Genomic DNA, 22,260 nt, shown 5'->3' with positions numbered 1-22,260 from the left:
CCGCCCGAACCGCGGGAGGAGCCGCAAGGCTCCTCCCGCATCACCCAATCGAAAGCAAACCTACCATGACGATGCCCCCTGTCGCGTCCAGGCCGCCTCGTGCACGGCGCAGACGAAACAAATCGAGTTTGGCCGGCCTCATCTATATCGCGCCGGCCATGGCCCTGGTCACGGTGTTCTTCGTGATCCCCGTGTTGTTCACGCTCTGGATGAGCCTTCACCGTTGGCCGCTACTCGGTGCGCCGCGCTGGATCGGCCTGGGGAACTACGCCCGGATGCTGACGGACGCGCGTTTCTTTACCGCCCTTAGCTTCACGGCGCACTATACGGTGGTGGTCACGATCGCCATCTTCGCGGTCGCTTTTCCTCTCGCCTTTTTCGTGGAGAAGCAGAAGCCGTTTATTTCGGCCTATCGGACCGTCATCTTCCTGCCCGTTGTCGTCGGCCTTGCTTCGGCTTCGCTGCTGTGGGTGTGGCTCGCCAATGTCGACAGCGGACTCTTTGCGCCGTTGTTCCAGGCGCTCGGCCTGACGGCCGGGCGGGTAAACCTGCTCGCGACCTTCGACATAGCCTTCCTCACCATCATCATCATGGTGGTCTGGAAGATTGCGGGCTTCACCATGATCATTCTTCTGACCGGTCTACAGGCAATCCCGGCCGAACTGACGGAGGCGGCACGAATCGACGGTGCGCGCCGCTGGCAGCGCTTCCGGCACCTGACGCTGCCGCTGATGCGCCGCACGCTGGCGCTCGCCCTGATCCTGTCGATCACCGGCTCCATTCTCGCTTTCGACCAGTTCTACATCATGACGTCAGGCGGACCGCAGAACCGGATGATCTCGGTGGTCTACTATATCTTCAACCAGTCTTTCGTGTCCTTCAATCTCGGTTATGGCGCAGCGCTGTCCATCGCGCTTCTGGCTATCCTGGTCGCCATCAGCGTCGCGCAGCTCTGGCTGCTCAAAGTGGGAGAGGACCGCCCATGACGACTCGTCGGGAGATCCGCGCCCGCAAGACGTTCTGGAACCGCATCGCCTACCACGGGGTCGGCATTGGAACTGCGTTCTTCTTCCTTGCGCCATTCCTCGTCGGCTTTCTCGCTTCGTTCCGGTCGAACAGCGAAAACAGGCAGCCGCCGCTGCCGCCATGGCCAACCTCCGGCATCAGCATCGACGCCTACCGGGCACTGGACGGGTTCGGCTCCGGTGTCTGGCAGCATACTGTCAATTCGCTCATCGTATCGTTGGGCACCGTCGTCCTGACCGTGGTGGTCAGCGTACTCGCCGGCTACGGCTTCTCGCGCTACCGCTTCCCGCTCAAGAACGCGCTCTTCGTGCTGATCATCGCCACGCTGATGATCCCGTTCCAGTCGATCCTGACGCCGCTTTTCATCATCTTGGCGAAGCTCGGACTCAACAATTCGCTGTTCGGGCTGATGCTGATCTATGTGACGCTGCAATTGCCGTTCTCGGTCTTCATGATGCGCAACGCCTTCGATGCGGTGCCCAAGGAGATCGAGGAAGCTGCTCGGATCGACGGCGCGCGTGATCTGAGGCTGCTTGTCCGTGTGCTGATACCGCTTGTCATGCCAGGCGTTGCGACGGTGTCGATCTTTGCCTTCCTCAATGCCTGGAACGAGTTCCTGGCCGCCCTCGTGCTCTTGTCCAGCAATGAGAACTATACGCTTCCGGTTCTAATGACGGCAGTGCGTGCTGGACGGCTCGGCGCCATCAACTGGGGCGCCGTGCAGGCCGGCGTCACGGTGATGGTCGTGCCCTGCCTCTTCGTCTTCCTCCTCCTGCAACGCTACTACATGCGCGGTCTGATGGCCGGCGCGGTGAAATGAAGGAAAGTGAGCCTATGAGCAAGACCCGCAAAGACCGCCAGTTCCGCCCCGTCGCCGTCCCGGATGTCAAGGTTGCAGGATTCTGGGGCACATGGCAGGACGCCGTCTGCGATTCCACCGCCGAGACGCTGCTCGACCGCTGCGTGGAAGCCGGCATGGTCCGTGCCATCGATGTCGATCAGCCAAGTCCCGGGATCGTCATCCCGATCCTGGACTGGGGCGGAACGACACAGATGTTCTGGGACTCCGACCTCGGCAAGTCGATCGAGACCATCGCCTATTCCCTCTACCGCAAGCCGAACGCCCGGCTTGAGGCGCGGGCGGATGCGATCATCGATCTTTACGAGAAGCTACAGGACAATGACGGCTACCTGAACGCCTGGTTCCAGCGCGTGCAGCCGGACCGGCGCTGGACGAACCTGCGCGACCACCACGAACTCTACTGCGCCGGCCATCTGATCGAGGCGGCGGTCGCCTATTTCCAGGCGACGGGCAAACGCAAGCTGCTCGACATCATGTGCCGCTACGCCGATTACATGATCGAGGTTTTCGGCCATGGCCCGAGGCAAATCCCAGGCTATGATGGCCATGAGGAGATCGAGCTGGCGCTGGTCAAGCTCGCTCGCGTGACCGGCGAGAAGAAATATCTCGACCTTTCCAAGTTCTTCGTCGACGAGCGTGGGACCGAGCCGCACTTTTTCACCGCGGAGGCCGAACGCGACGGCCGGGACCCGAAGGACTATATCCAGAAGACCTACGAATACGGCCAGGCGCACCTTCCTGTTCGCGAGCAGAGGAAGGTTGTGGGGCATGCCGTGCGCGCCATGTACCTCTATTCCGGCATGGCGGACATCGCCACCGAATACAAGGACGACAGCCTGACGGACGCGTTGGACGCGCTCTGGGACGACGTGGTGACCAAGCAGATGTACGTTACCGGCGGGATTGGCCCGGCGGCCTCCAACGAGGGCTTCACTGATTACTACGATCTGCCCAACGACACGGCCTATGCGGAGACCTGCGCCTCGGTCGGGCTGGTCTTCTGGGCAAATCGGATGCTCGGCCGCGGGCCGGACCGGCGCTATGCCGACATCATGGAGCAGGCTCTCTACAACGGCGCTCTCCCGGGTCTGTCCATCGACGGCAAGACCTTCTTCTATGACAATCCCCTTGAATCGACGGGCAAACACCATCGCTGGAAGTGGCATCATTGCCCCTGCTGCCCGCCAAACATCGCGCGGCTCGTCACGTCGATCGGCTCCTATATGTATGCGGTGGCCGATGATGAAATCGCCGTGCATCTCTACGGCGAAAGCACATTGCGCTGCGAGCTTGCCAACGGCGCCAGGGTGTCGCTGAAGCAAACCACCAACTATCCCTGGGAGGGAAGCATCGCCATCAACGCCGAACTCGCAGAACCGGCGCATTTCGCGCTCTCGCTACGCATTCCGGAGTGGGCAGAGGGTGCGACGCTCAGCGTCAATGGGGAGATGCTGGACCTCTCGAAGATTACGGTCGACGGTTATGCTCGCATCGAGCGCGAATGGGGGGAGGGCGACAGGGTGGCCTTGTTCCTGCCGCTCTCGCTGCGGCCACAATATGCCAATCCGAAGGTCCGACAGGACGTTGGCCGTGTCGCGCTGATGCGCGGGCCGCTTGTCTATTGTGTGGAGGAGACCGATAACGGCAGCGACCTGAATGCCATCGTCGTTCCGAAGAGCCTGTCGCAGGCACAAACCGAGGTGCTGCCCACTCTCAACGGAGCGATTGCTATCGATCTGGCGGTTGAACGGGAGGATACGACCGCGTGGGGCGATGCACTCTATCGCACGGCGCCGGCAGGCCGCAAACCGGCCTCGATACGCCTCGTGCCCTACCATCTCTGGGACAATCGCGAGCCGGGCAGCATGCTCGTCTGGCTGCAGGCCGAGAAATAGGAACGGGTAATGACGAACCAAGCACACCCCACAAGTCTGACCTTGAGCGATGTGCGCAAGAGTTACGGCAGCCTTGCAGTCATCCACGGGATCGATCTGACGATTGGCGAGGGCGAGTTCGTCGTTTTCGTGGGGCCGTCCGGATGCGGCAAGTCGACGCTGCTGCGTATGATCGCCGGGCTAGAGGAAGTCACCGATGGAGAGGTTACCATCAAAGGGCGCGATGTCACCGACCTTGATCCTTCGGACCGAGGCATTGCCATGGTCTTCCAGTCCTATGCGCTTTACCCGCATATGACCGTCCGTGACAATCTGGCGTTCGGTCTGAAGATGTCGCGGACCGCCACGGCGGAAATCGATGGCCGCGTCGCGCAGGCGGCGTCGATCCTGAAGATTGAGCATCTGCTGGACCGGCGACCGGGACAGCTTTCCGGTGGTCAGCGACAACGCGTGGCGATCGGCCGGGCCATCGTGCGCAAACCGGATGTCTTTCTCTTCGATGAGCCGCTGTCCAATCTCGACGCGGAACTGCGCGTCTCGATGCGTATCGAGATCGCCCGTCTGCACCGTGACCTCGGCAATACGATGATTTACGTCACCCATGACCAGACGGAAGCCATGACGCTCGCCGACCGCATCGTCATCCTGCGTGACGGCCGAATCGAGCAGGTCGGCACGCCGCGACAGGTGTACGAGGATCCGGCCAATATCTTTGTCGCCGGCTTCATCGGCTCCCCACGTATGAACCTGCTGGAAGGGGTTTGGACTGAGGGCCGTATTCGGATAGGCGAGGCGCTATTGCCAGCCCCGATGCTTCAGAACAAACCCTCCGAGGGAACGACCCTGAAATTCGGCATCCGGCCTGAGCATATTGAGATCGCGGTGAGCGACAAGGACGGACCGCCAGCAATTGTGGAGTTCACCGAATATCTTGGCGGCACCTGTTACGTCTATTGCCGCTTGGCGGACGGGCAAAGCGTCACCATTGAAAGCCGGGGCGATAGGCAGCCTGCAAACGGCGATTTTGTAAAGCTTGCGTTCCCTGCCGCCCGAAGCTTTGTCTTCAATGATAATGGCATGCGCATGAGGTGATTTGTTGCCTGGAGAATGCCGCCACCGCCACTAACGGTGGCCCGTCCGAGACACAATCTTGGAGCCACGAGCGCGTCACATACCAGAGACGGTTCTGAGATAGGTGCATCCTGTCAAATTTAAATCGGCCGGGCTTTCGATTTAAATTGGACGGATAACCAGTTAAAATGGCCGTAGTATTGTCTAGCGGCAGGGCACACACATAGGCGGCAATTCTTTTCTGGGCGCAGGATCAGGCCCGAGGAGGCTTAGGTGGAGGACTGAGGGTTGTTCACCGGCCATGGGAACAAGGCGAAGGCATCCGCCGTTAAGATCACAGATCAAGAAAAGGAGGTTGCATATCATGGCTCAGGAGGCTCGACCTAACAATCGCAAGGAAGGCGAAGGCCGAGATAGTACCAAACCGGGTACTATTGTTGCCGGTCCCGACGCACATGAGCGGGAACGTGTCGGTAAGGCACCGACGAACCATCGTGATGGGCTGAAGAAGGACGGCCTGGCTGAGGGCAACCCCAAAATCGTCCGTGATCGTTCCTGATAACGTGCGTATAAAACAGTGATCCACCCCGGCTGCCGGGATGGATCACTATGATGATGTTTCGAAGCCCTTATGCGGCGAGGTCGAAACGATCCGCGTTCATGACCTTGGTCCACGCGGCGACGAAATCCCTGACGAACTTCTCCTTGTTGTCATCCTGGGCATAAACTTCCGCATAGGCCCGCAGAATGGAGTTCGAGCCGAAGACGAGGTCAACGCGCGTGGCGGTGAACCTGGTCGCTCCGGTCTTGCGATCGCGGATTTCGTAGAGGTTGTTGTCCACGGGCACCCAGGAATAGGCCATGTCCGTCAGCGTGACGAAGAAATCGGTCGTCAGTGCGCCGACGCGATCGGTAAAGACGCCTTGCGAGGTACCACCGTGATTGGTGCCCATCACCCGCATGCCCCCGATCAGTGCCGTCATTTCCGGCGCGGTCAGCCCCATGAGCTGAGCGCGGTCGAGCAACAGTTCTTCGGGACTGACCAAGTAGTCCTTCTTCTGCCAGTTGCGGAAACCGTCCGCGAGCGGTTCCAGCGGCGCAAAGCTTGACGCATCGGTCTGCTCAGCAGTCGCGTCGCCGCGACCGGCAACGAAGGGTACTTCGATGTCGAAGCCGGCCGCCTTGGCGGCCTGTTCCACGCCGTAATTGCCTGCCAGCACGATCACGTCGGCAAGGCTGGCGCCGAACTCGCCCGCAATCGGCTCGAGCACCGAGAGAACTCGGGCCAGACGTTCCGGCTCATTGCCTTCCCAGTCCTTCTGCGGAGCCAGACGGATACGCGCTCCGTTTGCGCCACCGCGGAAATCCGAACCACGATAGGTGCGAGCGCTGTCCCATGCGGTGGAGACCAGGTCGGACGCCGAAAGACCCGAAGCAGCGATCCTCGTCTTGACGGCGTTGACGTCGTAGTCCTTGCGGCCAGCCGGAACCGGATCCTGCCAGATAAGATCCTCGCTAGGCGCGTCGGGCCCGTAATAGCGCGTCTTGGGGCCCATGTCGCGATGAGTGAGCTTAAACCAGGCGCGGGCGAAGGCATCCGAGAATGCCTCGAAATCATTCATGAAACGCAGTGAGATTTCGCGATAGATCGGGTCTACCTTCAACGCCATGTCCGCATCGGTCATCATCGGATTGTGGCGGATCGAAGAATCTTCCACGTCGACCGGCTTGTCCTGTTCGGTGATTGAAACCGGCTCCCATTGGGTCGCGCCGGCCGGGCTTTTCACCAGATGCCAGTCGTGTTCGAACAGCATCTTGAAGAAGCCGTTGTCCCATTTGGTCGGCTCCGAGGTCCAGGCGCCTTCAAGACCCGAAACAACGGTGTTGCGGCCGATGCCACGGCCCTTCGTGTTCATCCATCCCAAGCCTTGGAATTCCGGGCCGGCAGCTTCTGGATCGGGGCTGAGATCGAGCGGGTTGCCGTTCCCGTGGGTCTTGCCGATCGTATGGCCGCCAGCGGTCAGCGCTACCGTCTCTTCGTCGTTCATACCCATGCGTGCGAAGGTTTCGCGCATTTGGGCGGCAGTCGCAAGCGGATCGGATTTACCGTTAACGCCTTCGGGATTGACATAGATGAGGCCCATCTGCACGGCCGCAAGCGGGTTTGCCAGCGTGTCGGGCTTGGCAACGTCTCCATAGCGGCCGTCGCTGGGGGCCAGCCATTCCTTCTCGTCGCCCCAATAGGTATCCTTTTCCGGATGCCAGATGTCCTCGCGACCGAAGGCGAAGCCGAACGTCTTCAGGCCTGCAACGTCATAGGCGATCGTGCCTGCGAGCGCGATCAGGTCGGCCCAGGAAATCTTGTTTCCGTACTTCTTCTTGATCGGCCACAGCAGGCGGCGACCCTTGTCGGTATTGACGTTGTCTGGCCAGGAATTGAGCGGAGCGAAACGCTGGTTGCCGGTATTGGCACCGCCACGCCCGTCGGACGTGCGGTAGGAGCCTGCGGCATGCCAGGTGACGCGCGCCATCATGCCGACATAGCTGCCCCAATCCGCCGGCCACCAGTCCTGGCTGTCGGTCATCAGGGCACGCAGGTCGGCCTTCAGCGCCTCCACATCGAGCTTCTTGAGCTCTTCCCGGTAATTGAAGGTCTTGCCGAGCGGGTTGGACTTGGTGTCATGCTGGTGCAGAATGTCGAGATTCAGCGCGTTGGGCCACCATTCCGTGACGGATTTGCCAAGGGCGGTATTGCCGCCGTGCATGACCGGACACTTGCCGGCTGACTTCGTTGTTGCGTCCATGTTGTTCTCCGATGGATTGCCCGAGATGGAAAGCCGCGGCTGAACGTGGCTCGCAGGCTCCGCGCTTTCCAAAGCGACGATAGCCGTTGAGATTCACCAGCTGCCCGACTGCGATAATCGACCCTTGCTATAATTTCCAATTGTATCTTCTAAAAACCCCGATATGACAGGATTATGATTGGAGTGACGATAAAGCACCTGCGCTACTTCGAAGCCTTGGCGAAACTGGGCCATTTCGGACGTGCGGCTGAGGCATGCACTGTTTCCCAGCCGGCCTTGTCCGTACAAATTAAGGATCTCGAAGAGCTGATCGGTGCTCCCCTGGTGGAACGAGGAGGGCGGCAGATCCGCCTCACGAGCCTTGGCGAACAGTTTGCACAGAGGGTTCGGGAAATTCTTCGCTCGGTCGATGAACTTGAGGAGTTGGCCCGTGCGGCGGATGGCCCGCTGACTGGCCAGCTTCGCATCGGTGTCATCCCCACGGTTGCCCCTTATCTCCTGCCTGGCGTTATCAAGGCACTTATCCAGAGTTACCCCGGCCTGGAACCCAGACCGCGCGAGGCAACCACGCACAAGCTGATCGGCAATCTCCTGGAAGCCCGGCTCGATCTCGCGATCGTCGCGTTACCCGTTTCGGAGGCCGCGTTGACGGAAATGCCGCTTTTCGATGAAGAGTTCGTCCTGGTGCGGCCCTTGGAGGACGCCGGCAAGCCGGTGCCCAGTTCCAACAAGCTTCATGAGATGAAGCTGCTATTGTTGGAGGAGGGCCACTGTTTCAGGGAGCAGGCTCTTTCTGTCTGCAATATCACGGATCCTTCGCCGCGTGAGTTGATGGAGGGCAGTTCGCTGTCCACTCTCGTCCAGATGGTCGGCGCCGGGATCGGGGTTACACTCATCCCGCAAATGGCGGTCGCTGCGGAGAGCCGATCTTCCAACGTCTGCATGTTTCGCCTGCGTGAACCGCGTCCGTCCCGAACGATTGGTATTGTTTGGCGAAAGACCAACCCATTGGCGTCGCAGTTCGCTCAAATCGCCGATATCGTTCGCGAGGTCGGGTTGCACAAACAACGCGAGATGCACGATCTTCTCCGCGCTTGAACTGGAAGAGGCCGAGCCGATTTGCCGCAATGGGGCCACTTTTGAACGGTCCGTTTCGGGCGCCAAGGATGACATAGCCGCCGTAGAGCGCAGGCTTATCTCAGTGACCGCTTCCGGCCGAGGCTGTGTGGAAACTTTGATTGGAGTTTTATCCGACCGAACCGTAGCGCCGTGTTCCCCGCTCTCAGTGGAAATCAACACTCCATAGCCTCTAAGACCCTCCTTTTGCCGGAGAAGACGCTTGCAGCTCTCCGGTCACGGCATTGGTCAGCTTTCCCTCGTTCATATCTCTTTTCAAACGCAAACCATCAAAATGCTGGCCGCCACCGTGGCACAGTCAGCCCTCGTGCCTTGGCCCAAACTCGACGTTTGCAACCGCCCTGTCAATAACATTAAGATTGCACAATAACGCTATCGTGGTTAGTGTGCGAAACAATGTTAAAAAGAGACATCAGCATCAACGATTCGCAGTTTTCGGAAGCGCTCGAGCGCTATCTGGGAGAACTGCTTCATGAGCGCATCGATGTTCGCCCGTTCGAGGGTACGCGCAGCTTGCCATCCTTTATCGGACGAACCTACACCCTCTATGAAGCCCGCATTCTAGGCCGGCATTGCATCATCGTCGCGAGGCTCGAAGACACGGGCACTCCCGCCGACATCGCCAAGCACATCGACATCGTCCGTAATGCCACCAATGCGACGGTGGCTTTCGCCACCACGACTATCAGTGCGCACAACCGGTCGCGGCTCATCGGTCAAGGTGTCCCCTTTATCGTTCCCGGCAACCAGCTCTACATGCCCGATCTAGCGCTCGATCTGCGCGAGCATTTCCGTGCGCCACGCCACCGGCAGGCGGACGACCTGTCCCCTGCCGCCCAAACCGTCCTTTTTCATCACATCCTGCACCCCAACAGGAGCGTGACAACACCATCACTCCTGGCTGAACGTCTGCATTACTCGGCTATGTCGATCGGCCGAGCGTTCGACGATCTGGTCGCCGCCGGCCTCGCTGAAACCATCAGGCACGGAAAAGAGAGACGCATTCACTTCAAGGCAGAAGGGCGACACCTCCTGGAGGAAGCCACACCACTTCTGCGCAGTCCGGTTCGATCATTGAAATGCGTGCGCGGAGACGCCTCCGGCGCGCACCTGAAGTTGGCCGGGGAAACGGCACTATCCCACCTAACGGAACTGGCTAGCCCACGTATCGACACTTTCGCCGTCGCTGCCAGCGACTGGAAAGCGATTTCGCAAACTGCGAACCTGGCCGAAACAAACCGCGACGAAGCTAACTGCATCATCGAGACATGGTCCTACAATCCGGCCGCCTTGTCCGACACCCATACAGTGGACGTCCTGTCCTTGTACGCACAATTCCGGGGTCATCGCGACGAGCGTGTCGCCATGGCTGCGGATCGACTTTTGGAGAACCTGACTTGGTAACCGGCATCGATAAATTTCAAAAATACTTCGCTGGCCATGAGGACCACTACGCCATCATCGGTGGCGCGGCCTGTGACCTCCTGTTTGATGAAGCTGGCCTCGATTTCAGGGCCACCAAGGATATCGACATGGTGCTCTGTGTTGAGGTGGTCGATGCCGCCTTCGGCACTGCTTTCAAAGAATTTCTGGATGCTGGCGGCTACCAGGCACGCGAGCGTAGCACTGGCGAAAAGGAATTCTACCGCTTCCACAAGCCTACGGACCAGGGCTTCCCCTTCATGATCGAGCTGTTTTCCCGCAAGTCCGGCACGCTCGACCTTTCGGAAAATGCAGAACTCACCCCCATTCCGGTCGAGGAAGACATCGTCAGCCTCTCGGCCATTCTGCTCGACGACGGATATTATGAAGCGTTGCAGTCCGCGAAGCGAAAGATCGAGGGCGTGACAGTCATCGACGAAACACTCCTCATTCCCTTCAAAGCGCGGGCATTTCTCGATCTGTCCGCAAGAGCCGAAGCCGGGGAGAAGATCGACAGCAAAAACATCAAGAAGCACCGCAATGATGTGGTACGCCTGACCCAGCTTCTGCCCGGAGATTCATCGATTACTTTGCCCGATCAAATTCTCGACGACATGCGCCGCTTCCTTGATCTGGCCGAGGCCGACGCAACTCTCGACCCGAAAACTCTCAACGTACCGTTTACCCGTGACGAGGCGATCGCCCTTCTCAGGTCAGCCTATAAGCTGGCAGCTGCATGAGCCGAACCCTCATCTACAGCTTTACTCCGCCATCGCTGGGTCCAGCGCCTGACGCGACCATAGAGTTGAACGTCTCGAGATCGAAGACGCCGGCATTTGCGAGGTGCTTCAAACGCCGGGCGCCGCTTACGGAGCAAGTCGATCCTAGATGCTCTGCTGTCGCCGACCGGCGTAGGTATGACCGATTTAAGGACGCAAAGCGGTCACCGCGTATGATCACCGGCTGTGACATTTGCTACATCATCCCGGATTTTTACAATAGGGTAGGAACGGCATAGTGGTGGAGAGCAGACCAAACGCGAATGGAGGTGCGATGCGACTGATGGAATTCGTAGCTGTTGTCGGGATGATGCTTGCATCGTCCAGCGCCGCAGCATTCGCCGAGGGATTTGAAACTCATGATCTCACGACGATGGAGAAAACCGTCGCAGCCAAATTTGACAAGCAGGCATACCATTGGGCGACCCCTGCTAATATGAGCATCTCCTGCTGCGGGGCGAATGAAGATGAAATCGTTTCGGTGACTGTCGATCGACAAACAGACGAGATCGGCAAGGCGAACCGGACTGATGAAGCCTACATCGCCGAACTCGAGAACGTCTGTGCGAACGGGATTTGCAGGATCGAGAAGATCGACGCAGGAACAGCCATCGCCAGGCAGATCACCCTCCGAAACCTTGGTGGCGGCCAATCAGGGGTAAACATTTTCGCGGTGAAAGGTGGCGACAGGCTGATAATCAAGTCCTCCGCAAAGACCACAGAGGCAGCCAGGAACAACGCTGCGAAGGTTTTGGAGGTCCTAAAGATGCCGCTCATAGGGCAGTGACTTCTTCTTCAGAATGGCTCATCGTCCCTTAAGTGACAGCGCTCGGAGGGTGGCGCGTGAATTCGGACGGATTTGACAGCGTTTCAATAGCTTGACGCCTTCAGCGTCGAAATGAAACGTCCGGTCGCCAGTTCGTATCACATAAATGCGAATTATGTGCTCGAGCTATCGGTAAGCCAATCGGCGAACCGTTTGGCGAGGCGGCGCTGAGTGCCGCTCTTGGGATAGGCGAGGTAGTGGCCGATATAACGACTGTCCCGACAGCTGGCGAAGGGTCGAACCAGCCGACCGTTCTCCAACTCGCGTCTTGCAAGAGATGTTGATTCCAATGCGACGCCAAGTCCGTTCGCCGCAGCATCGACCGCGAGGAAACTTCTATCGAAGCTCATCGCCGGAAGAGGAGGAGGGCCGAGATTGTTCAACTCGAACCAGTCTATCCATTGAATGCGTTTCAGGTCGCTCCGTATGAGTGGCACGCGCGCGAGGTCGCGAGGAGACGAGAGCCGCTCTGCCATTTCGGGAGAGCAGACAGGGGAAATGACCTCCTCTCCGAGTGGCACGACGATCAGGTCCTCGCGATTCGAGGGTTCGCCGTACACGATGTCGACGTCGAAGAGCCCGTCGACGAAACGAGCATAGTTCGTACTTGCGGCGACCCTGACCTCCACCCCTTCATTGTGCTTGAGAAAATCCGGAAGCCGAGCCGAGAGCACTTGGGCCGCATAGCTGGGGGCGCAGTGAACGCGAAGAAGATGTGTCTTGTTGGATGAAATCATCTCAACACCGCGACGCAGCTCCTCGAACGCGGCTGAGGCATGGCCCTGCAAGGTCTGACCCGCTAGCGTCAAGATTACCTTTCTGGTGCTCCGCTCGAACAAGGACGTCCCAAGGTCTCTCTCTAGCTTTGAAATCGCGTGGCTCACCGCGCTCGGCGAAAGATGAAGTTCCTCTGCAGCAGCCCGGAACGACGCCAGCCGAGCAGCGGCCTCGAAGATGCGGACAGCGGAAAGAGAGGCCATCTGTAACATCGGATTAGTGAAGCAGATTCACCTACCGTTGTAAACTTCGCGTTTGTCGAACCCCGGCAAGTGCGTCAGGTTCGAGCCCGCGAAGCCAATTGGCTCGTTTTGATTTGCCAGATGCATGGGAAGCATCGGGAGGAGATTACATGCTTTTAAAAGGGAAGACCGCGGTCATTTCTGGCGGCGCGAGCAGGCGCGGTATCGGCCGCGCGACCGCACAGCTATTCGCCGAACATGGCGCTCGGGTCGCCATCCTTGACATTGACGCGGACGCCGCGGCGGACGCCGCCTCCAACCTGCCGGGCGTCGAAGCGGGCCGCCACATCGGGCTCCACTGCGACGTCGCCAACAGGGCATCCTGCGGAGAGGCCGCAGCGAACGTTATCGAGGCGTTCGGGTCGGTCGGTTCTCTGATCAACAACGCCGGCATCACCCAGCCCGTCACCACGCTCGATATCACGGAAGCCGACTGGAACCGTATCGTGGCCGTCAACATGACCGGCGTCCTCTTCCTCAGCCAGGCGTTCATACCGCACATGCGCGACAACGGCGGCGGCTCGATCGCCTGCATGTCCTCGGTCTCCGCGCAGCGCGGCGGCGGCATCTTCGGCGGGCCGCATTATTCCGCTGCCAAGGCCGGCGTGCTCGGTCTCGCCAAGGCCATGGCGAGAGAATTCGGCCCCGCCGGCATCCGCGTCAATTCCGTCACTCCCGGTCTCATCCAGACCGATATCACCGGCGGCAAGCTCACCGATCAGATGCGAACGGATATCATCAAGGGCATCCCCTTGAGCCGGCTTGGTGAAGCGAGCGATGTCGCGAACATCTACCTGTTCCTCGCATCGGATCTTTCGGCCTATGTCACGGGCGCCGTGATCGACGTCAACGGCGGCATGCTGATCCATTGAGCGGCTTTGCCGATTACCGTGCCTGAGTGGAGGATATTCCGGCGATGAACCAGATGGGTCACAACATCAGCCTGAGCGAGCGTGCTCGACGCATCAGGCGCCACGCATTGAGGATGGGCGAGGTCCAGGGGCAGGGCTACATTGCTCAGGCGCTCGGCGTCGCCGACGTGCTGGCGGTCTCTTACTTTCATGCCACCAATTACCGGCCGGAAGATCCGGAATGGGAGGGCCGCGACCGTTTTCTCCTGTCGATCGGCCACTATGCCATCGCTCTCTACGCAGCGCTAATCGAAGCGAAAATCATTCCCGAAGACGAACTCGAAACCTATGGCACGGACGACAGCCGTCTGCCGATGTCCGGCATGGCGGCGTATACGCCTGGAATGGAGATCACCGGCGGCTCGCTCGGCCACGGCCTCGGGATAGCCGTCGGCATGGCGCTGGCGCTGAAGCGAAAGAAGTCGCAGGCCTTTGTCTATAACCTATTCTCCGACGGCGAGCTCGACGAGGGCTCAACCTGGGAGGCGGCGATGTCGGCGGGGTCCTACAAGCTGGACAACCTTATCGGCATCGTAGACGTCAACCAGATGCAGGCCGACGGCCCATCGGTCGGCGTTCTTAACTTCGAGCCGCTCGGACCGAAATTTGAAGCCTTCGGCTGGTTCGTCCAGCGCGTTGATGGCAACGACATCGAGGGGCTCGTGAAGGCCTTTGATGCAGCCCGTAATCATGCGGAGGCCAAGCCTCGCATTATCATCTGCGACACCACAATGGCCAAGGGCGTCCCATTCCTCGAAGCGCGCGACCGCAACCACTTCCTGCGCGTCGAGCCGCATGAATGGGCGGAAGCCATCAGTGTCATCGATGCGGGAGTGGAAGCATGAGACGCTCGAAATACATCCGTCCGTCACACCTGGAAAATGGCGGCGGCCGCCCAAGACTGACCACGTCAGCGATGATCGCCTCCATCGCCGGCCCCGATCAGCCGACCAGGGCCGCGCCGTTCGGTCACGCATTGGTGGCGCTCGCGCAGAAGGACGACCGGATTGTCGGCATGTCTGCCGATCTGGCGAAATATACCGACCTTCATATCTTCCGGGCGGCCCACCCGGACCGCTTCTACCAGATGGGCATGGCCGAGCAGCTTCTGATGATGTCGGCCGCGGGGATGGCGCGGGAAGGGTTTCAGCCCTGGGTCACGACCTATGCCGTCTTTGCGTCGCGTCGCGCCTATGACTTCATCTGCCTTGCCATCGCCGAGGAAATGCTCGACGTGAAGATCGTCTGTGCCCTTCCGGGGCTGACGACCGGATACGGACCAAGCCATCAGGCGACCGAAGACCTCGCGATGTTCCGCGGAATGCCCAACCTCACCATCATCGATCCGTGTGACGCGAGCGAGATCGAACAGGCCGTTCCGGCGATCGGCGCCCATAAAGGCCCGGTCTACATGCGGCTGCTCCGGGGCAATGTGCCGCTCGTCCTCGATGAGTACGGCTATAAGTTTGAACTCGGCAAAGCCAAGCTGATCCGCGACGGACGGGACACGCTGATCATCTCGTCGGGGCTCATGACGATGCGTGCGCTCGAAGCTGCCAAGCAGCTTCAGAAGGATGGCGTGGACGTCGCCGTGCTGCATGTCCCGACAATAAAGCCGCTCGATGAGGAAACGATCATTGCCGAATGCCGCAGAGGCGGCCGTCTTGTGGTCGTCGCGGAGAACCACACGGTGATCGGCGGCCTCGGAGAAGCCGTCGCCGGCACGCTGATGCGCGCCCGTGTCGCACCGCCGGCTTTTCGCCAGATCGGTTTGCCGGACCAGTTCCTGGAGGCAGGGGCCTTGCCCACGCTTCACGACCAATATGGTCTTTCGACCGAGAAGGTCACAAGTGCGGTCAAGGACTGGCTGTTGACTTAGAAGACGACCGATCCGCTGAGGAGAACGGATCGCAAGCACAACCAAGCTTACGATGGAGGATAAGATGAGCTTGCAGATGAACAGAAGACTTTTCCTGACCACCACCGTCTGTGCTCTCGCCGCTCCTGCGGTGGTATTGTCGAGCCGGTCGGCAAATGCAGCCACGACTACGCTGACGCTCGGCCATGGCGCAGCGCCTGGAAACCCCAGAACCGTCGCGGCCGACAAGTTCGCCGAACTGGTCAAGCAGAAGACCGAGGGACGCGTCCAGATCAATGTCGCGGGGGCGGAAACGCTCGGAAGCGACTCGGCGATGCTGACCAGCCTTCGCACCGGTGCGCTCGATTTCACGGCCAATAGCCAGGGAGCCGCCTCGGCCATCGTGCCGGAACTGAACGCGCTTGGCCTGCCGTTCCTGTTCGAGAATACGGACAAGGCGATGGCCGTGCTGGGCGGCCCGGTAGGCGCTGAACTCAACAAGCGCTTCGAGGCGGTCGGTGTCGTGCCGCTGGACTGGTGGGACAACGGGATCCGGCACCTCACCAACTCCAAGCGAACGGTCACCTCTCCAGCGGATCTGGCCGGCATGAAGATACGGACGCCGGCTGACCCGATGACGATCGACATCTTCCAGGCTCTCGGAGCGGGCACCGAGCAGATCGCGTTCGGCGAGCTGTATATCGCCCTGCAGCAGGGCGTGGTGGATGGTCAGGAAAACCCTCTCGCGAACATCGAAAGCTCCAAGCTTCAGGAGGTCAACAAGTTCATCAGTCTGACCGCCCACAAGTGGGAGGCGACGCCATTCCTCATGTCGAAAATCGCCGAAGCTCGACTTGGCAAGGATTTGGAGGCCGTCCGGGCGGCTGCGAAGGAAGCCGGCGAACTGCAGCGGAAACTCTCGAACGAGAAAGCCGCCGAGGTGCTCGACAAGTTCAAGACCAATTCCGCGGTAGAAGTGGTGGAGGTCGATCACGCCGCCTTCGTAAAGGCGACCGCTTCGGTAGCTGATGCTTGGAAGAAGAAGCCGTTTGGCGATTTCGTCGCCCAGGTGGAAGCCGCAGCGAGGGGCTGAGGCCCTCCTTTCGATCCGGAGGCCTCATGAGCAGGATATATTCAGCCGTCGATGCAGTCGCCGGCGCCATCGTCGCATTCTCACGCCTTGTCATCATCGTCAGCGGCATCGCCCTGACGGTGGTCACTACTGCAAACGTGCTCTTTCGATATCTGTCGGCTAGCGGCGGTCTCTCGTTCGCGCAGGAACTACCCATGCTGATCTTCCCGTGGTTCATCATCGCGGGCATCGTTATTGCCGCGCACGCGGGTGGCCATATGGCGGTCGAATGGTTGTACGACAAGCTTGACGGCAAGGCGCGGAAGGCTGCTTTAATCCTGGCCAACACGATCAGCGTCGTCGCCTTCCTGACACTCGCATACCAGGCCACGGTCGTCGCCGAGATCGCAGGCGCAGAAAGAAGCCCCGTCCTGCAACTTCCAAACAGCATCGGCTATTACTCGCTTTCGATAGGCGCGGTCCTGGTTTCCATCGTCACCATCGCGGCCACGACGCGCGTGCTTCGCTTGGGGTGGGACTATCGCCTTCAAATCAAGCCGGAGGAGATCGTGCTTTGACCCTCGTCATGATCGTCTCCTTCTGCGTCCTCATGGTGCTTGCAGTCCCCGTCGGCTACGCTCTCATCATCGCCGCCGGATTCGGTGTCCTTTTCAACGGATATGTGCCGCTTTCCGTGGTCGCCCAGCAGGTCTACGACCAGACACAGTCGTTTCCGATGCTGGCGCTGCCGTTCTTCATGCTGGCGGGCACCCTGATGCTCGGGGGCGAGTTGGGCCGTCAGCTTCTGGAACTCGCATCCCGTATCATGCAGCGCTGGAGGGGTGGGCCGCTATCGACCACGGCCGTATCTTCGGTCGTGTTCGGCGGGGTTTCCGGTTCCGCGGTCGCAAACGCCAGTGCACTCGGTTCCGTCCTGATCCCCTGGCAGAAGAAGCACGGCTTTCCCCCGGCACTATGCGCGGCCAATAACGCGACCTCCGCGGTTATCGACGTGCTCATTCCTCCGTCGATCCCCATGATCCTCTACGCGCTGATCAGCGGAGTAAGCGTCGGCGACCTGTTCATTTCAGGCATAGTGCCCGGTTTGATCATGGCGGCGAGTTTTGCTTTCGTTTGCTGGTTCATCTCGGTTCGCCGCGGCTACTCGGCGCAATCTGCAAAGGTCAGAAAACGTGACCTCGCCAGGCTTGCACTGCAGAGCTTTCCGGCGATCCTCCTGCCGATCCTGATCATCGTCTTCCTTCGCTTCGGCTTTGCCACGCCGACCGAGGTGTCGGTGCTCTCGGTTGTCTACTCGCTGCTGCTCAGCCTCCTGTTCTACCGGGATCTGACATGGAAGCGCTTCTGCGAAAACATGGTTGAGGCAGGCGTCGCGACCGGGGTGGTCATGCTCGTCATCATGGGGAGTGCTGCGGTCGGCTGGGTGCTGACTTTCGACCAGACGCCTCAGCACATGGCGGAATGGGTCGCGGCGCATATCTCCAGCCCGATCGCCATCATTCTCATGATGAACGTGATCATGCTGGTTGTCGGCATGCCGCTCGACATGCCCCCTGCGATCCTGCTTCTCGGGCCGGTCTTCCTGCCGCTTGCCGATGCTATTGGTCTCGACCGGGTCCAGCTTGGCCTCATGATGGTGATCAACCTGGGGATTGGGCTCTACACGCCCCCGATCGGCACGACCCTGTTCATCTCGTCGTCCATTGCGAAGGCCCCTCTGGGAACGACGACGAAGGAGCTGTGGCCTTATTTCGGCATGGCCATGCTTCTCCTTCTTGCGGTCAGCTTCATTCCCGCATTGACGATTTATTAGGGCCTGTACGGTGAGCGAAGTATCTCTGTTCCCGGGTGCCGGCACTCTTTAAGGCCGATCTGTTACATGTGCGCCCGGGACGATTTATCGGCTGTCCTTCCCGAAAATGGAATCATTGCTCAAGATTTTTACGAGGTTGAAATCGGAGCCAAAGTTCTCTTCTGCTTTGCAGTGGCTTTACGGACTTGATGTCCGAATAATGAACATCTATAGATTGGCTGAGCCGTGGACGGTCCTCATAAGTCCACATCATGTCGCGCAAGCAGCTAGAGCCCATTTATATGAAAAAGCTACTCAACTCGCCCACCTCCTATGTCGATGATGTCCTTGAAGGTTTGGTGGCGGCCAATCCTGGTTTTGTTCTGGATGGACAGAGTCTAAGGGTGATCCGCCGCGCATCCGGTGCGGTCAAGGGTAAGGTCGGCATCGCCTCGGGCGGCGGCTCGGGCCACCTTCCTCTTTTTACCGGTTACGTAGGCCAGGGGCTGCTATCAACATGTGCTATCGGCAACGTGTTCGAAGGACCCAATCTGCAATCATGCATGGACGCCATCTCGCTTGCAGAAGGCGGTGAAGGCGTCCTGCTGTTGTTTGGAAATTACGGCGGTGACAAAATGAACTTTGCAATGGCGAGCGAGATGCTCGAAGAGGAAGGCATCCGGACCCGCACGGTTCTCGCGACTGACGATATAGCCAGCGCCGCACCAGACGAGGCAGCCAAGCGGCGAGGAGTTGCCGGTCTGATCTACGCTTACAAGATCGCGGGAGCGGCCGCGGAGGCTGGCCACGATCTGGATAGCGTGGCGGCGTTCGCGCAAAAGACCGTCGAGGCAACTCGTACCATTGGATTGGCCCTGAACTCATGCATCGTGCCCGGTTCTGTTGGTCCAACATTTCAGATCGCAGATGATGAAATCGAAATGGGAATGGGTATCCACGGAGAGCCGGGCATTTGGCGCGGCAAGCTGAAGCCGGCGGGCGAGCTGGTTGAGGAGATGCTTGAGCGTCTTCTGGCGGAGCTTCCGGTAAACGAGGGCAAACGCGTGTCCATCCTCGTCAACGGTCTCGGCGCGACACCTCTCGATGAACTCTACATCATTTTTGCCGAGGCGAAGAAGCGACTGGATGCTTCGGGTTACACGATCGTTCAGCCGATGGTCGGCAATTACGTGACGTCGATGGAAATGGCCGGTGTCTCGATCAGTCTTTTGGCGCTTGATGACGAACTGGCACATTTTCTGGCGGCTCCGGCCGACTCCCCTTTCTGGAAGATCTGAACCATGGACATGAACCAAACACATCTGAAGGGCGCATTAGACAGAATCATCGCCGACCTGCCCGCGATTGAACAGGAGCTCAATGCCGCCGATGCCAAGCTGGGAGACGGCGACACAGGTGGCATGTTCGCGCGCGTTATCGGAGCAATGCACGCAGCGGAGGTGCCCTCAAATAGTGACCTCGGAGCGACACTCTCGGCCTACGCCCGGGCAACGGCTGCCGCCACGGGCTCCAGCCTCGGCACGCTTATCGCGACCGCAATGCTTACCATTGCGAAGCAGACCAAGGGCCGGATGGAAATCGAATGGTCTGAACTTGGCCCGTTGCTCGAGCAGGCACGTGATGCCATGTCGGCCCGGGGCGGAGCCACTTTGGGAGATAAAACAGTTCTGGATGCTCTTGACGCCGTTGCTCGCGCGATCAAGGGGTTAAGCGATCCAGCAACAGTTCATTCGGCGGCGCAGGCTGCCGCTGTCGCAACCCTTGAGGACTTTCGCAATCGTCCCAATAAGATTGGAAGGGCACGAATGTTTGCTGAGGCTTCAATCGGACACGACGATCCGGGTATGTTGGCTGTGGTCAGGGTGATCCAAGCGATAGGGAGATAGGTTGTGAAGAACAACGAGATAGGCGCGACAGACATGGCTCATGCAGAGGCGACCGGCCAAATGCTGTCGTACTTCAAAATGATGGCGGTGCTGGAGTGCTTCTCTCGTAGTGACAAGGCTCTGACGGTTTTGCAGATCTCCAAGCGCACGGAACTGCCAAGGACGACCGTGCATCGTTTGGTCAGTTCCCTCAAGACATTGGGGCTTCTGGAGCAGGATAGGGATAGAGAGCGCTACCGCCTGGGGCTGAAGCTGTTTGAGCTGGGCAATACGGTGCTTGCGAATATGGACGTTCAGCGCGAGGCCGAAGAAAGCATCAATACGCTGTCTAATAAGACAGGGCTCGCGGTGCATCTCGGCGTCTTCGATGGTCACGGGATTATCATGGTGAGCCGCAAGGATTCCAAAGGGCTCAACAATATCATAACTCTGGAAAGTGCTGCTGCGCACTGTAGTGCGACCGGGAAGGCTGTTCTGGCGCATCAGAGTGAAGCGGTCATCAAGCGTGTGATCAGCGAAGGGCTTCCGGCCTTCACCACCCATACGATCACCGATCCCGACGCCTTGCGCTCCGAATTGCGCAAAACGTTGGAACGCGGTTATTCGATTGATGATTGCGAGTATGAAGATTGGCGGCGCTGTGTGGGGGCGCCAATCTGGAACGCGAGTGGACGCATCTTCGCCGCGATCAGTGTCACAGGTGAGAAGGAACGGTTTACCGAGACCTCGATCCCCGAATTCGCAGCCCTGATCAAACAGCAAACGCGACTGATCGCGCAACGTCTGGGCGCTGATCCCGATCTATATGATTGATGACGAAAATTCGATATCGGTCGCTTCTTTCTCTTGACCGTGAACAACATGTCCATTATTCAGACATTGTGTTCATTTAATGAGGAAGCGATGTCGACCGATCAGTTCTTCGGGGTAATCCCGCCCACTACCACTCCCTTTAGCGCGGAAGGCGAAATCCTGTACAACCAGCTGGGCGCACAGATCGACTGGATGGTCGGTTCCGGTGTCCATGGGATCTGCGTCGGAGGATCGTCTGCAGAGGGGCACACCCTGGACGCCAACGAATTGCAGCGACTGCTTGAAACGTCTCGTGACGTTCTTGCCGGCCGGGTGCCGCTCATCGCCGGCATCATCATCAACTCCACTCGTCAGGCCGTCGATCGCTCAAAAATGGCTCGTGAGGCCGGCGCTGTGGCGCTTCAGGTTACGCCACCACACTATGTTTTTAGGCCTTCCGACGATGCGCTGGTCGACCATTTTCGAGCAATCGCCGACGAAAGCGGCCTCCCGGTGCTCATCTACAACGTTGTGCCGTGGTGCTATCTCGGTCCGGCGCTCCTCAAGCGGATCATGACCGAGGTTCCGGGTGTCATCGGTGTGAAGCAATCCAACAGCGATCTCAAACTGACGGCCGATCTGATGCTCGATCTGCCAGAAGGCAAGCTCGTCTTCACGGCGGTTGACGCTCTTCTTTATCCGAGCTTCGCGCTTGGCGTACATGGTACCATTGCAGCTAATCCCGCTGCTGCACCGAAGGCCGTCGTGAAGCTTTGGGACTTGGTCAAGGAAGGCAAGCACACCGAAGCAAAGGCACTCCACGCCGATCTGCTGCGTTTCTGGAATGCCCTCATTACCGATGATCTTCCCGCAAACATAAAGTACGCGCAATCGCTTCAGGGCGTCCCTTTTGCTCTGCCGCGCGCTCCTATGAAGGCGCCTGACGAAGCTCGCAAGGCGCTGATCGCTGACGCCCTGAAGGCGATCCCTCACTAAGGCTGATTTGAATGAAATAGTGTCCCCGCCCAGGGCGGGGACAGATAATCGATAAGACACGAACTGGGAG

The 22,260-nt window shown here is 59.3% G+C and carries 20 protein-coding genes; 18 read left to right on the top strand and 2 right to left on the bottom strand.

Annotated elements, in window-relative coordinates:
• The first annotated feature begins 65 nt into the window (after nt 1-65).
• From YH62_RS25065 to ugpC, 4 genes are read left to right on the top strand one after another with little or no spacing between them, the layout of a single operon-like run.
• Nucleotides 66-986 (top strand): sugar ABC transporter permease, encoded by a 921-nt coding sequence (locus YH62_RS25065; protein ID WP_046797036.1) that lies wholly within the window; start codon nt 66-68, stop codon nt 984-986.
• Entirely contained in the window at nt 983-1,846 is an 864-nt protein-coding gene (locus YH62_RS25060; RefSeq protein ID WP_046797035.1) for a carbohydrate ABC transporter permease, read from the top strand. Before YH62_RS25065 ends, YH62_RS25060 begins: the two co-directional genes overlap by 4 nt.
• A gap of 14 nt (nt 1,847-1,860) precedes the next feature.
• Nucleotides 1,861-3,783 carry a glycoside hydrolase family 127 protein gene (locus tag YH62_RS25055; RefSeq protein WP_046797034.1) on the top strand — a complete coding sequence of 641 codons (1,923 nt, stop codon included), beginning with the start codon at nt 1,861-1,863 and terminating at the stop codon, nt 3,781-3,783.
• Between the two features lie 9 nt (nt 3,784-3,792).
• Nucleotides 3,793-4,875 carry a sn-glycerol-3-phosphate ABC transporter ATP-binding protein UgpC gene (gene ugpC / locus YH62_RS25050; protein ID WP_046797033.1) on the top strand — a complete coding sequence of 361 codons (1,083 nt, stop codon included), beginning with the start codon at nt 3,793-3,795 and terminating at the stop codon, nt 4,873-4,875.
• A gap of 608 nt (nt 4,876-5,483) precedes the next feature.
• Here ugpC and katG read toward each other — a convergent pair.
• The gene (gene katG, locus YH62_RS25040; RefSeq protein WP_046797031.1) at nt 5,484-7,658 is read right to left on the bottom strand and encodes a catalase/peroxidase HPI; all 2,175 of its coding nucleotides are present in this window, start codon (nt 7,656-7,658) and stop codon (nt 5,484-5,486) included.
• A 174-nt stretch (nt 7,659-7,832) separates the two neighbouring features.
• Here katG and YH62_RS25035 point away from each other — a divergent pair, with 174 nt between their 5' ends.
• From YH62_RS25035 to YH62_RS25020, 4 genes are all read left to right on the top strand, one after another.
• Nucleotides 7,833-8,756 carry a hydrogen peroxide-inducible genes activator gene (locus tag YH62_RS25035; protein WP_046797030.1) on the top strand — a complete coding sequence of 308 codons (924 nt, stop codon included), beginning with the start codon at nt 7,833-7,835 and terminating at the stop codon, nt 8,754-8,756.
• 435 nt (nt 8,757-9,191) lie between these two features.
• The gene (locus YH62_RS25030; RefSeq protein WP_046797029.1) at nt 9,192-10,199 is read left to right on the top strand and encodes a MarR family transcriptional regulator; all 1,008 of its coding nucleotides are present in this window, start codon (nt 9,192-9,194) and stop codon (nt 10,197-10,199) included.
• Nucleotides 10,193-10,957 carry a hypothetical protein gene (locus YH62_RS25025; protein WP_046797028.1) on the top strand — a complete coding sequence of 255 codons (765 nt, stop codon included), beginning with the start codon at nt 10,193-10,195 and terminating at the stop codon, nt 10,955-10,957. Before YH62_RS25030 ends, YH62_RS25025 begins: the two co-directional genes overlap by 7 nt.
• Nucleotides 10,958-11,279: 322 nt before the next feature.
• On the top strand, nt 11,280-11,783 hold the full coding sequence (locus YH62_RS25020; protein ID WP_137326678.1) for a hypothetical protein: 504 nt from the start codon (nt 11,280-11,282) through the stop codon (nt 11,781-11,783).
• 152 nt (nt 11,784-11,935) lie between these two features.
• Here the strand turns inward: YH62_RS25020 and YH62_RS25015 are convergent, their stop codons facing one another.
• Complete coding sequence (locus YH62_RS25015) at nt 11,936-12,811, bottom strand: LysR substrate-binding domain-containing protein (RefSeq protein ID WP_046797026.1); 876 nt, start codon at nt 12,809-12,811, stop codon at nt 11,936-11,938.
• A gap of 140 nt (nt 12,812-12,951) precedes the next feature.
• On the opposite strand from YH62_RS25015, the gene YH62_RS25010 reads away from it, so the two are divergent.
• The 10 genes from YH62_RS25010 (at nt 12,952) to YH62_RS24965 (ending at nt 22,190) form a co-directional block, all read left to right on the top strand.
• Entirely contained in the window at nt 12,952-13,713 is a 762-nt protein-coding gene (locus tag YH62_RS25010; protein WP_046797025.1) for an SDR family NAD(P)-dependent oxidoreductase, read from the top strand.
• Nucleotides 13,714-13,757: 44 nt separating this feature from the next.
• Nucleotides 13,758-14,597, top strand: a complete 840-nt coding sequence (locus YH62_RS25005) for a transketolase (protein WP_046797024.1) — start codon at nt 13,758-13,760, stop codon at nt 14,595-14,597.
• Nucleotides 14,594-15,631 (top strand): transketolase family protein, encoded by a 1,038-nt coding sequence (locus YH62_RS25000; protein WP_046797023.1) that lies wholly within the window; start codon nt 14,594-14,596, stop codon nt 15,629-15,631. Before YH62_RS25005 ends, YH62_RS25000 begins: the two co-directional genes overlap by 4 nt.
• A gap of 64 nt (nt 15,632-15,695) precedes the next feature.
• Nucleotides 15,696-16,703: a TRAP transporter substrate-binding protein gene (locus YH62_RS24995; protein WP_046797107.1), complete on the top strand. Its 1,008-nt coding sequence runs from the start codon at nt 15,696-15,698 to the stop codon at nt 16,701-16,703.
• A gap of 26 nt (nt 16,704-16,729) precedes the next feature.
• Nucleotides 16,730-17,260, top strand: coding sequence for a TRAP transporter small permease subunit (locus tag YH62_RS24990; RefSeq protein ID WP_046797022.1), 531 nt, complete (start codon nt 16,730-16,732; stop codon nt 17,258-17,260).
• Nucleotides 17,257-18,516: a TRAP transporter large permease subunit gene (locus YH62_RS24985; protein ID WP_046797021.1), complete on the top strand. Its 1,260-nt coding sequence runs from the start codon at nt 17,257-17,259 to the stop codon at nt 18,514-18,516. Before YH62_RS24990 ends, YH62_RS24985 begins: the two co-directional genes overlap by 4 nt.
• Before the next feature lie 251 nt (nt 18,517-18,767).
• Entirely contained in the window at nt 18,768-19,793 is a 1,026-nt protein-coding gene (locus tag YH62_RS24980) for a dihydroxyacetone kinase subunit DhaK (protein WP_245282185.1), read from the top strand.
• 3 nt (nt 19,794-19,796) lie between these two features.
• Nucleotides 19,797-20,402: a dihydroxyacetone kinase subunit L gene (locus tag YH62_RS24975; RefSeq protein ID WP_046797020.1), complete on the top strand. Its 606-nt coding sequence runs from the start codon at nt 19,797-19,799 to the stop codon at nt 20,400-20,402.
• Nucleotides 20,403-20,405: 3 nt separating this feature from the next.
• Nucleotides 20,406-21,215 (top strand): IclR family transcriptional regulator, encoded by an 810-nt coding sequence (locus tag YH62_RS24970; protein WP_052760512.1) that lies wholly within the window; start codon nt 20,406-20,408, stop codon nt 21,213-21,215.
• Between the two features lie 48 nt (nt 21,216-21,263).
• Complete coding sequence (locus tag YH62_RS24965) at nt 21,264-22,190, top strand: dihydrodipicolinate synthase family protein (protein ID WP_245282184.1); 927 nt, start codon at nt 21,264-21,266, stop codon at nt 22,188-22,190.
• Nucleotides 22,191-22,260: the final 70 nt, after the last annotated feature.

This window comes from Rhizobium sp. LC145 (genome assembly GCF_001005825.1).
In the GTDB taxonomy this organism is placed as follows: domain Bacteria; phylum Pseudomonadota; class Alphaproteobacteria; order Rhizobiales; family Rhizobiaceae; genus Neorhizobium.
The sequence above is the reverse complement of the archived record's forward strand: the minus strand, read 5'-3'. Positions and strand labels throughout refer to the sequence as shown.